Origin of the sequence: Amycolatopsis sp. NPDC023774, assembly GCF_040639695.1 — a bacterium.
Taxonomy (GTDB): domain Bacteria; phylum Actinomycetota; class Actinomycetes; order Mycobacteriales; family Pseudonocardiaceae; genus Amycolatopsis.
In genome coordinates this window covers 40626-49731 of sequence record NZ_JBFAAJ010000041.1, presented here as the reverse complement: position 1 = coordinate 49731, position 9106 = coordinate 40626, and the positions used below count along the sequence as shown (strand labels likewise).

Sequence of the window (9106 nt, the reverse complement as noted above, 5' to 3'; positions counted from 1 at the left end):
CCCACCCGGCGCCCCCGCCCCCCCCCCCGGGTTTAACCCCAACCCCCCCAATTGGGGGTTTGTTGGCCAACACCCACCCCGTTTCGCGTTCGGTGGCGTTCAGCGCACCGAACGCCACAGCGGGGCGGCGGGGTCGGGCCTAGCGGCGGCTCACGTCTCGAACTTGTACCCGAGGCCGCGCACCGTCACGAGGTGGCGCGGCGAGCCCGGGTCGGGCTCGATCTTCGAGCGCAGGCGTTTCACGTGGACGTCGAGGGTCTTGGTGTCCCCGACGTAGTCGGCGCCCCACACGCGGTCGATCAGCTGGCCGCGCGTGAGCACGCGGCCCACATTGCGCAGCAGGTACTCCAGCAGGTCGAACTCCTTGAGCGGCAGCGAAACCTCGGCACCGTCCACGGTCACCACGTGCCGCTCGACGTCCATCCGCACGGGCCCGGCCGAGAGCACCAGCGGCGTCAGCTCGCCCTCCGCGCCCGGCTCGCCGCCGCGGCGCAGCACCGCGCGCACGCGCGCGATGAGCTCCCGGGCCGAGTAGGGCTTCGTCACGTAGTCGTCGGCGCCGAGCTCGAGACCCACGACCTTGTCGATCTCGCTGTCGCGCGCCGTCACCATGATGACCGGCACGGCCGAACGCTGGCGCAGCTGCTTGCACACGTCCGTGCCGCTCATGCCCGGGAGCATGAGGTCGAGCAGCACGATGTCGGCACCGTTGCGGTCGAATTCCTCGAGCGCCTGCTGTCCCGTCCCGGCCACCGCGGCCGTGAAACCTTCCTTGCGCAGCAGGAAGGCGAGCGGGTCGGCGAAGGACTCTTCGTCCTCGACAATGAGAACCCTCGTCACAGGTTTCCTCCATGGTCTGGGCCGGAGAGCTCCTGCCCGGTTGCCACGAGCCGGGGTGTCCGCTCGGGGGTCTTGTCCTGCCGCACCACGGTGGCGGGCTGGGTCTGCTGCTTGCCGCGCGCGCCGTCGCCACCGGGCTCGGGGCTGACGTGCGCGGGAATCCGCAGCGTGAACGTGGATCCGGTGCCGGGTCTGCTCCACAGGCCCACCGAACCACCGTGGTTGGCCGCGACGTGCTTCACGATCGCCAGGCCCAGGCCCGTGCCGCCGGTGGCGCGGGAGCGAGCCTTGTCCGCGCGGTAGAAGCGCTCGAACACGCGCTGCTGCTCGTCCTCGGCGATGCCGATGCCGCGGTCGGTCACGGCGATCTCGACCATGCCGTCGGCCAGCCGGCGCGAGATCGACACCGGGCTGCCCGGCGACGAGTACGCGACGGCGTTCTCCAGCAGGTTCGACAGCGCCGTGACCAGCAGAGTCCGGTCGCCCTCGATGAGCAGGCCGCTCGCCGCGTCGGTGGTGATGGTGATCTCCGCCGACTCCGCTGACAACGTTGTCCGGCCCAGCGCCTCCCGCACCACCGCGTCGACCTCGACGACATTGAGATCGGGCAGCCGCTCGGCGCCCTGCAGGCGTGAAAGCGCGATGAGCTCGGTCACGAGCGTGCCCAGCCGGGTCGACTCGCGGAGGATCTTGCTGCCGAAGCGGCGGACCTCGTCCACGTCGTCGGCGGCGTCGAGCACGGCCTCGGTGAGCAGCGCGATCGCACCGACCGGGGTCTTGAGCTCGTGGCTCACGTTGGCCACGAAGTCGCGTCGCACGGCCTCCAGGCGGATGGCCTCGGAGTGGTCCACGGCCTCGACCACGGTGAAGCCGTCGCCGAGCGGGCGGACCTCGCCGAGCACCGCCTCCGGCTGGCGCCGACCGCGGTGCTCGAGCGGCGACAGGTCGATCTCCATCGGCTCATCGGTCTCCACCACCTGCTCGGCGGCGGCCCGGGCCCGCGGGTCGGCCTGGTTGACGCGCACCAGGCCCAGCTCGTAGGCCCTCGGGTTGTGCAGCACGAGGTCACCGAAGCGGTTGAGGACGACAACGCCGCTCTGGGACGACCGAATCAGCCGTTCGAGGAGCTCCGCCACGGTGGGTCCCACCGGCCGTGCCGTCTCCTTCCGGGCCCGAGCCCGGGCGATGAGAAACCCGACGACCGCGCCCACGACAAGAGCGCCGATGGCCGAGATCAGGGCAACTGGCGTGGTCACAAAGGAATCGTAAGCATCCCGGTAGCCTTTCGGACCAGCCTTGGAAGCCCGGTCGTGAGGCGCGTGACACCTACGGGGGACATGTTCGCCCTGGTGTCAGGCCCCGTTCACCCTCCCGAGACCTTCCGGCAGGATGTTCACGCTCCGTCGAGCTCGGCAAGATCGTCAGCCGTCAGGCGCAGCTGCGCGGCGGCGACGTTCTGTGCCAGATGGTCCGGGTTGCCCGTGCCCGGGATCGCGAGCACGTGATCACCTTGCGCGAGTGTCCACGCGAGACGGACTTGGGCCGAGGTGGCGTCGTGGCGCTTCGCGACGGCCGCCACGCGCTCTTCCACACCGGTTTCGTCTGTTTGTCCACTCGCGACGGCGAACCACGGCACAAACGCCACGCCGTGTTCACCGCAGAGGCGCAGCAGCTCGTCGTCCTCGCGGACGGCGGTGAGGCCGTACTGGTTCTGCACGCACACCACGGGCGCGATCGCCAGCGCCTCCGTGAGGTGCTCCGGGCCGACGTTGGAGATGCCCAGCTCGCGGATGAGGCCGGCCTCGCGCAGCTCGGCCAGGGCGCCGAAGTGCTCGGCGATGGAGCCCGTGCCGCGGCCGAGGCCCGTGCCGATGCGCAGGTTGACCACGTCGATGTGGTCACGCGCGAGCTGGCGCAGGTTCTCCTCGACCTGGCCGCGCAGCTGGTCGGGCCGCGCGAAGGGCAAGAACTCCCCGGACGGGTCGCGACCGGGGCCGACCTTCGTGGTCAGGACCAGGTCGTCGGCGTACGGCGAGAGCGCGGTGTTGATCATCTCGTTGGCGGAGAACTCCGGCGTGAAATAGAACGCCGCGGTGTCGATGTGGTTCACGCCGAGCTCGAGCGCGCGGCGCAGGACGGTGAGGGCGCGCTCGCGGTCGGCGCTGGTGCCGCCCGTGAACGGGACGAGCCGCATGGCGCCGAAGCCGAGGCGGTTGACGGTCAGGGAACCGAGCTGCCACGTGCCGGCGGCCGCGGCGGGAAGTGCTGTCTGGGTCATGAGTTCAAGCGTGGCTCGGCGGCTTTCGCGTCGCCCGGATTGGCAGGAAGCTGCCACCTGGCAGTGGCCGCGGCCGCGCCACGAGGTGACACTGGGGTGCGTGACTCGAGTCGAGGACGTCGTGACCGTGCGCGGCGAACGCGAGCTGTTCGACCGCACCGCCCATCTGTTCGGCAGCGCCACCGACATCGCGTGCGCCGCGAACACCCTCTACACCTGGGCGGCTTCGCGCCCGGGCACCGGCGTGCGGCCGGTCCCGGACCTGCAGGGCCGGCGGGCGCGCAAGATCTACCTGCCGAGCGTGCTGCTGAACGCGGCGGGCGTCGAGCACCTGCGCTTGCTGCGCGAGCTCGGCGCCCAGATCCGGATCACCGAGCGCGAGATCAACGAGACGATCATCCTCGACGGGCGCCTCGCCATCCTCGCCGCCGAGGTCACGCCGGACGGGCGCAGCTACACCGTCCTTTCGCGACCCGACCTCGTCAACGGGATCTCGTCGCTGTTCGAGGCCGCGTGGCGGTCGTCGACGGATCTGGCGGCGTTCGAAACGCGCTACGCCGAGCTGCGCCGGCACACGCCGCGGCTGCTGGACCTGCTGCTGTCCGGCTGCACCGACGAGACCGCGGCGCGCACGATGGGCGTCGGCCTGCGGACCTACCGGCGCTACGTCGCGGAGCTGATGGCAGCGTTGGGGGCGACGTCGCGGTTCCAGGCCGGGGCGCGTGCGAAGGAGGCCGGTCTGCTGTGAGGCGTGGTGTCGTGGTGTCGGTGGCCCTGCTCGCCCCGTTCGGCCTGTTCGCTGCCGGGTGCAGCTCCGCGGTGGGCGGGAAGGCCGTGGTTGCGCCACAACCCGCCAACCTGGCCTACGTGGACGCCAAGGCCACCAGCGACGCGTCCGTGGGGATCAAGAAGGCCGTGGAGACCGTGTTCAGCTTCGACTCCACGGACACGGCCGCGGTGGCGAAAAACGAGCAGGAATACTTCACCGGCAACGCCCGCACGCAGTTCGACCAGACCTTCGCACAGATCAAGACCACTCCGGTGAAGACGCAGACGCACGTTGTCGATTCGGGCGTCGCCGCGCTGTCGCCGCGCGGGGCCACAGTGCTCGCCGCGGTCAAGCAGCAGAGCCAGACCCCCGACGGCAAGACCAACGCGGCCCTCGCGGTCGTCCTCGTGACCGCCGAGCCGGCCGGCGACCACTGGCGCGTCAGCGACCTGAACCTCAACCCGCGCGGCACCCTCGGCCCGACGGCCGACCCGGGCGCCTCGCGCCCCGCCGTCACCCGCGACTCCGCTCTCACCGCCGCCCGGCACGCCGGTTCGGTGCTGCTGACCGTCGATGCCCAGAACGCCGACGCCGTGTACGACGGCTACGAGAGCGTCGCCGTCGATCCGCTCCTCACGCAGTTCCGCGCGACCCGCCAGACCACCGTCGGCAGCATGAAAAACAGCGGTGCCAAGGCAACTTTCAACCCGCAGTCCGCGGCCGCCGTGTCCTCGGCCTCCGCGGACGGCAAGACCGCCACGGTGCTCCTCGACGCCGTCGTCTCGACCCGGCAACAGGGTGGCCCGCAGGACCGCACCATCCCCGTCCGCCTCACTTTGGCCCGCCAACCGGACGGCAGCTGGAAGGTGTCGGCGATCGACCCCCTGAACGCGGCCTGACCTGGGCTGGCTACACCGAAAGGCCTTCGCACCTCAGCGCAAGGCGGCCTCGCCCCGCGCGGCCCGGCGACTCCCCGGGTCTGCCGCGGGATGGCTTCGCGACCCGACCCCCGTTCCTCCCGCCTGGGAATCAAGCCACCGCCGCGTTCCGGGCCGGCTCGGCGGCAGGCGCCAGGCGCTCGACCGCAGATTCCGCGCCTGCACGACGCGGCTGCTCCGGCTGCTCGCCCCGCGCGGCCGCTGGCACGCCGAAGGGCCACCACGCAGCTCGCGCAGTGGCCCTTCGTCCGTGGCTGGGTGAGGCTCAGCGACCCTGGTTCGCCACCGCGGCAGCGGCTTCCTCCGCCGCCGCCGGGTCGAGGTACAGCCCGCCCGGCTTGATGGGCTGCAGGTCCTCGGTGAGGTCGTAGCGCAGGGGGATGCCGGTGGGGATGTTGAGGGCGGCAATGTCCGTGTCGGAGATGCCGTCGAGGTGCTTGACGAGCGCGCGCAGCGAGTTGCCGTGGGCGGCGACCAGCACGGTCTTGCCCGCGCGCAGGTCGGGGACGATCGCGGACTCCCAGTACGGCAGGAGGCGCTCGACGACGTCCTTGAGGCATTCGGTCAGGGGCGCGTTGTCGCCGAGGTCGGCGTAGCGCGGATCGCCGGCCTGGCTGAACTCGTCGGCCGGGTCGATGGCGGGCGGCGGGGTGTCGTAGGAGCGGCGCCAGAGCATGAACTGCTCTTCGCCGAACTCCTCCAGCGTCTGCTTCTTGTTCTTGCCCTGCAGCGCACCGTAGTGGCGCTCGTTGAGCCGCCAGTCGCGCTTGACGGGGATCCAGTGCCGGTCGGCGGCGTCGAGGGCGATGTTCGCCGTGCCGATCGCGCGGCGCAGCAGCGACGTGTGCACCACGTCCGGCAGCAGCCCCGCCTCGGCCAGCAGCTGGCCACCCTGGCGAGCCTCGCGCTCGCCCGTCCCCGAAAGCGGCACGTCCACCCATCCGGTGAACAGGTTTTCCGCGTTCCACGTGCTCTGTCCGTGACGCAGCAGCACCAGCGTCCCAAGTTCGGCCATGGCCCACAGCCTGCCAGAGCGGACCAGGTTCGTGACTGGTGAGTCCCACTTGAACGATGTTCTACAGAGAGTGTGTTACCTCATAGTAACACCTTCACTCGAACAGAAGTCAGCCCGCCAACAAGCCGCGAAAAGGGTGCAATGTGCTGCGCGCTGTTATCCCACTCGGCGAAGTCCACTCGAATGGAGTAACGAGTAGTCTTGTGATTACAGGTGGACATCTGACAGGTTTGGCATGTCCCGCTCAGCCGGATTCCACGCACTCCCCGGCTGACGGCGGGCTATGACCGCGGCTCGTCTCCCCCCTGCCGAGCCGCGGCCCGCCGGCCCCGTTGGCATCCCCCTCGTCACCGGGTCCTTGATCGGCGGGAACTTCAGCGGGGCGGCTCGAGATCGCGACTCCCCCCTCCCTCGAGCCGTCCCGCCTTTCCCGTTTTCCCGCAGGTCCGGCGGGGACAGCCGCGTCCGCCGAGTCACCGATCGGCCGCGAACGGCGCCGCTTGCGCACCCACCACCACACCGCCCCGGCCGGGATCCCGAGCACCACGGCGAACGGCGCGATCGCCCCCACCGCCGTCAGGAAGCCGCCGCCGAAGGTCAGGAACGCGTCCCAACCACCGGCAAGCCCGGCGAGAAAGCCGGGCAAGTCATCGGATGTCTGCCCGGGACCGGGCAGGACCGCGGCGGCCACGGACAGCGCCACCGTCGCCATCGCGACACTCCCCGCGAGCGCCTTCTGCTGCTGTTCGAGTGACTCGAGCGCGGCTTCGCGGTGGGTGAGCTCACTCTCCACACTCGCGATCTCCGAGATCGAGGTCGCCTTCGCGAGCAACGCCCGGATCCGGTCGACGCTCGCGCGCTGCGTCGCCAGGCGCGCGTCCACGTCGACCACCTGGGCGGTGACGTCCTGGGAGCTCAGCTCCCGCTTGGTGACCCTGCCGAGCCCGGCCAGCTGGTCGAGGACCCCGTCGAGCTTTCCGGCGGGCACGGCCAGACTCAGCGTCGCGGACGACTCCAGCGTGCTCTCCTGGCCCGTGTACCCGCCGGCTCCGGTCGCGATCACCCGTGCCCGCGAGACGACGTCGTCGAGCTTCGGGGTCGAGAGGTCCAGTCGCGCACTCCGGGCGAGCTTGCGGTCGGTGGTCCCCGCGGCCCCCACCACCGGTGGCACCGGACCCTTCGTGGTCAGGCCCTGCTGCGGCACACCGGGTTGCGCCGCCCCCTGCTGAGGCAGTCCCTGCTGGGGCACAGCCGCGCGCCCGGCAGCCACCCCGCTGTCGGCCTCCGTCGAGCTCGGCTCGTTCGCCGTGCACCCCGCCAGCACCACCAGCAACCCGGCGCCGGCCAGCACCCATCTCCATCGAGTTCTCATCCGTCGGCCTCCTCCGCTCGGCTGGCAGACGGACGGACCCCGACGTCAGAGGCGTTGCACGGCCCGAGTCACGACTCGGTCAAGCCCGGCTCGTGCGGCCTCTCGGGCGCCACGAGGTGCTTGAACGCCTGGAGGTTCGCCAGCGACTCCCCGCGCGACACGCGCCAGTCCCACTCGCGCTTGATCGACGACGCGAACCCGATCTCCAGCAAAGTGTTGAAGTCGCCGTCGGCGGCTTCGAGGACCTGCCCGAGAATCTTGTCCAGCTCGGCGTCGGTCACCGTCTCCTTGCCGAAGCGCCCGACGAGGTAGATGTCGCCGACACTGTCCACTGTGTAGTGCACGCCGTAGAGCCGAGCGTTGCGCTGCAACAGAAAGCGGTACACCTGCTCGTGCGCCTCGTCCGGGCGGCGGCACACGAACGCCTCCACGGAGAACGCGTGGTCGCCGTCCACGAGCCAGCAGTTGGTCTGGAGCTTCTTGGTACCCGGCAACGTCACGAAGTACTTTCCTTCGCCACGCCGGTCGTACTTGAGCTCGGCAGCGTCCAAAGTGGACTTGATCGTCGCGTCCAGGCTCACACCGCCACCTCCGCCCGCGCATCGAGCGCTCCGCGGAACGCCTTGGTGGCCTGAGCGTAGATCTCCAGGAGCGAGTCCGTGGTGCGGCTCCAGGAGAAGCGGTGGGCATGCAGCACGGCGTTGGCACCGAGCTCACGCCGGCGTTCCGGACGCAGCGCGACGGCCGCCAGCGCGTCGGCCCAGTCGGTGGCTGTGTGCGAAGGCACGAGCAGCCCGGACACGCCGTGCGGCACCGCGACCGGCAGCCCGCCGACCTCGGCAGCCACCACCGGCGTGCCGCAGGCCTGTGCCTCCAGCGCCACGAGCCCGAACGACTCGTTGTAGCTCGGCACGGCCACCACGTCGGCCGCGCGGAACACGTTCACCAGCTTCTGCCCCGGCTGCGGCGGGAGGAACCGCACCTGCTCCTGGATCCCCAGCGTCCACGCCAGCTCCTTGAGCGCCTGCGGCTGCTCCAGCCCGGTGCCCGACGGCCCCCCGACCACGAGCACCACGAGCTTGGAGCGCAGCTCCGGCCGCTGGGTCAGCAGCTCGGCGGCCGCGCGCAGCAGCACGTCCGGCGCCTTCAACGGCTGGATCCGGCCGGCGAACGCGAGCACCAGGGCATCCTGCGGCAGCCCGAACGCGTCGCGCGCCAGCGCCTGCGAACCAGGCGTGAAGCGGTCGAGATCGACACCCGGCGGCACGGCGTGCACCGCGTGCGGGTCGGCGCCGTAGAGGTCCACGAGCTGGCGCGCCTCGACCTGCGTGTTGGCGACCAGGCAGTCGGCCTCGGCCACCACCTGCTCCTCGCCCATCACGCGCGTGCGCGGCTCGGGCTTGTCGCCGTCGGCGAGCAGCGAGTTCTTGACCTTCGCCAGCGTGTGCGCGGTGTGGACCAGCGGGACGCCCCAGCGGTCGCGCGCGAGCCAGCCCACCTGGCCCGAGAGCCAGTAGTGCGAGTGGATGAGGTCGTAGTAGCCGGGCTCGTGGAACGCCTCGGCACGCAGCACTCCCGAGGTGAACGCGCACAGCTGCGCGGGCAGCTCGTCGCGGCCCAGCGGCTCGAACGGGCCGGCCTGCACGTGGCGAACGGTCACGCCCGGCGCCAGCTCGGCCAGCGGCGGCTGGTCCGACGAGGTCGCGCGCGTGAACACCTCGACCTCGACGCCGCGGCGCGCCATCTCGGTGGCGGTCTCGCGCACGTACACGTTCATGCCGCCCGCGTCGCCGGTGCCCGGCTGTTCAAGCGGCGAAGTGTGCACGGACAGCACCGCGATACGACGCGGCGCCGCGCGGAACCCCGACAGAGAGGAGATGGTCACCTGGTCACT

Annotated in this window: 9 protein-coding genes; 2 read left to right on the top strand and 7 right to left on the bottom strand. The window is 71.0% G+C overall.

Translation table 11 applies throughout. The annotated features are described in order from the left end of the window. Positions 1-150: 150 nt before the first annotated feature. From AB0F91_RS42260 to AB0F91_RS42250, 3 genes are all read right to left on the bottom strand, one after another. A complete protein-coding gene (locus AB0F91_RS42260; RefSeq protein WP_360607326.1) occupies positions 151-840 on the bottom strand; it encodes a response regulator transcription factor in 690 nt (229 codons plus the stop codon). After that, entirely contained in the window at positions 837-2096 is a 1260-nt protein-coding gene (locus AB0F91_RS42255) for an ATP-binding protein (protein ID WP_360607324.1), read from the bottom strand. Before AB0F91_RS42255 ends, AB0F91_RS42260 begins: the two co-directional genes overlap by 4 nt. 137 nt (positions 2097-2233) lie before the next feature. Continuing rightward, complete coding sequence (locus tag AB0F91_RS42250) at positions 2234-3118, bottom strand: aldo/keto reductase (RefSeq protein ID WP_360607322.1); 885 nt, start codon at positions 3116-3118, stop codon at positions 2234-2236. 100 nt (positions 3119-3218) lie between these two features. Between AB0F91_RS42250 and AB0F91_RS42245 the strand changes: the two genes are divergently transcribed. Together AB0F91_RS42245 and AB0F91_RS42240 are read left to right on the top strand one after the other, a co-directional pair. Next, positions 3219-3866, top strand: a complete 648-nt coding sequence (locus AB0F91_RS42245; protein WP_360607320.1) for a DNA-binding response regulator — start codon at positions 3219-3221, stop codon at positions 3864-3866. Next, positions 3863-4786 (top strand): hypothetical protein, encoded by a 924-nt coding sequence (locus AB0F91_RS42240; RefSeq protein ID WP_360607318.1) that lies wholly within the window; start codon positions 3863-3865, stop codon positions 4784-4786. Before AB0F91_RS42245 ends, AB0F91_RS42240 begins: the two co-directional genes overlap by 4 nt. A gap of 304 nt (positions 4787-5090) precedes the next feature. On the opposite strand, the gene AB0F91_RS42235 is transcribed toward AB0F91_RS42240, so the two are convergent. The 4 genes from AB0F91_RS42235 to mshA form a co-directional block, all read right to left on the bottom strand. Further along, on the bottom strand, positions 5091-5840 hold the full coding sequence (locus AB0F91_RS42235; RefSeq protein WP_360607316.1) for a phosphoglyceromutase: 750 nt from the start codon (positions 5838-5840) through the stop codon (positions 5091-5093). Between the two features lie 244 nt (positions 5841-6084). Then, the gene (locus AB0F91_RS42230) at positions 6085-7212 is read right to left on the bottom strand and encodes a DUF4349 domain-containing protein (RefSeq protein WP_360607314.1); all 1128 of its coding nucleotides are present in this window, start codon (positions 7210-7212) and stop codon (positions 6085-6087) included. A 68-nt stretch (positions 7213-7280) separates the two neighbouring features. Next, positions 7281-7793 carry a YbjN domain-containing protein gene (locus AB0F91_RS42225; protein WP_360607312.1) on the bottom strand — a complete coding sequence of 171 codons (513 nt, stop codon included), beginning with the start codon at positions 7791-7793 and terminating at the stop codon, positions 7281-7283. Then, a complete protein-coding gene (mshA, locus tag AB0F91_RS42220) occupies positions 7790-9097 on the bottom strand; it encodes a D-inositol-3-phosphate glycosyltransferase (protein ID WP_360607310.1) in 1308 nt (435 codons plus the stop codon). Before mshA ends, AB0F91_RS42225 begins: the two co-directional genes overlap by 4 nt. Positions 9098-9106 lie beyond the last annotated feature (9 nt).

What these genes read in the sequence shown, in the direction of transcription:
- AB0F91_RS42250 (WP_360607322.1), bottom strand. Translation starts at nt 3,118, where the DNA reads ATGACCCAGACAGCACTTCCCGCCGCGGCCGCCGGCACGTGGCAGCTC.
- AB0F91_RS42235 (WP_360607316.1), bottom strand. Translation starts at nt 5,840, where the DNA reads ATGGCCGAACTTGGGACGCTGGTGCTGCTGCGTCACGGACAGAGCACG.
- AB0F91_RS42230 (WP_360607314.1), bottom strand. Translation starts at nt 7,212, where the DNA reads ATGAGAACTCGATGGAGATGGGTGCTGGCCGGCGCCGGGTTGCTGGTG.